The organism is Microbispora sp. CSR-4 (assembly GCF_008033685.1).
In the GTDB taxonomy this organism is placed as follows: domain Bacteria; phylum Actinomycetota; class Actinomycetes; order Streptosporangiales; family Streptosporangiaceae; genus Microbispora.
On record NZ_VJVX01000153.1, the window covers coordinates 1 to 1,867 of the forward strand.

Below are 1,867 nucleotides of genomic sequence, written 5' to 3' on the forward strand. Positions count from 1 at the left end.
GATGTTCGAGAGGTTCACCGACCGTGCGCGGCGGGTTGTCGTCCTGGCCCAGGAAGAGGCTCGGATGCTCAACCACAACTACATCGGCACTGAGCACATTCTTCTTGGTTTGATCCATGAGGGTGAGGGTGTGGCGGCCAAGGCTCTGGAGAGTCTTGGGATCAGTCTCGAGGGGGTGCGCCAGCAGGTCGAGGAGATCATCGGCCAGGGGCAGTCGGCGCCTTCGGGTCACATTCCTTTCACGCCGCGGGCCAAGAAGGTTCTTGAGCTGTCGCTGCGCGAGGCGTTGCAGCTCGGGCACAACTACATCGGCACCGAGCACATTCTTCTGGGGTTGATCCGGGAGGGTGAGGGTGTCGCGGCGCAGGTGCTGGTGAAGCTGGGCGCTGATCTGAACAGGGTGCGTCAGCAGGTCATCCAGTTGCTGCACGGGTATCAGGGCAAGGAGCCGGCGGCGGCGGGCGGGCCGCAGGAGTCGGCGCCGTCGACGTCGCTTGTGCTGGATCAGTTCGGGCGGAATCTGACGCAGGCTGCGCGGGAGGGCAAGCTCGACCCGGTGATCGGCCGGGACAAGGAGATCGAGCGGGTCATGCAGGTGCTGTCCCGCCGGACGAAGAACAACCCGGTGCTGGTGGGTGAGCCCGGTGTGGGCAAGACCGCCGTGGTGGAGGGGTTGTCGCAGAAGATCGTCAAGGGTGAGGTGCCCGAGACGCTGAAGGACAAGCAGCTCTACACCCTCGATCTGGGTGCGCTGGTGGCGGGTTCCCGCTACCGCGGTGACTTCGAAGAGCGCCTGAAGAAGGTGCTCAAGGAGATCCGCACCCGGGGCGACATCATCTTGTTCATCGACGAGCTGCACACGCTGGTGGGCGCGGGCGCCGCCGAGGGCGCCATCGACGCCGCGAGCATCCTCAAGCCGATGCTGGCCCGCGGTGAGCTGCAGACCATCGGTGCCACCACGCTCGACGAATACCGCAAGCACCTGGAGAAGGACGCGGCGCTGGAGCGGCGGTTCCAGCCGATCCAGGTGGCCGAGCCGTCGTTGTCGCACACGATCGAGATCCTCAAGGGGCTGCGGGACCGGTATGAGGCGCATCACCGGGTGTCGATCACCGACGGTGCGCTCGTGGCGGCGGCGACGCTGGCCGACCGTTACATCAGTGACCGGTTCCTGCCGGACAAGGCGATCGACCTGATCGACGAGGCGGGGTCGCGGATGCGGATCCGCCGGATGACGGCGCCGCCGGACCTGCGTGAGTACGACGAGAAGATCGCGAATGTGCGGCGGGAGAAGGAGTCCGCGATCGACGCGCAGGACTTCGAGAAGGCCGCGGCGTTGCGGGATCAGGAAAAGCAGCTGCAGCTCAAGCGGGAGCGGCGGGAGAAGGAGTGGAAGGCCGGCGACATGGATGTCGTGGCCGAGGTGACCGAGGAGCTGATCGCCGAGGTTCTGGCCACCGCCACCGGTATCCCGGTGTTCAAGCTGACCGAGGAGGAGTCGCAGCGGCTGCTGCGGATGGAAGACGAGCTGCACAAGCGGATCATCGGTCAGGACGACGCGATCAAGGGGCTGTCGCGGTCGATCCGGCGTACGCGGGCCGGTCTGAAGGATCCGCGGCGTCCGGGTGGGTCGTTCATCTTCGCCGGCCCGTCGGGTGTGGGTAAGACCGAGCTGTCCAAGGCGCTGGCGGAGTTCCTGTTCGGCGACGAAGACGCGCTGATCATGCTGGACATGTCGGAGTTCATGGAGAAGCACACCGTCTCGCGGCTGTTCGGCTCCCCGCCCGGCTACGTCGGGTACGAAGAGGGTGGTCAGCTCACCGAGAAGGTGCGGCGCAAGCCGTTCTCCGTCGTCCTGTTCGACGAG

1 protein-coding gene is annotated in these 1,867 nt (G+C 65.9%); it reads left to right on the forward strand.

What is annotated here, in order from left to right; all coding sequences use genetic code 11:
• Position 1 precedes the first annotated feature (1 nt).
• Positions 2–1,867, forward strand: a 1,866-nt coding sequence (locus FLV34_RS39145; protein WP_147945570.1) for an ATP-dependent Clp protease ATP-binding subunit, incomplete at its 3' end; no start/stop codon positions are given.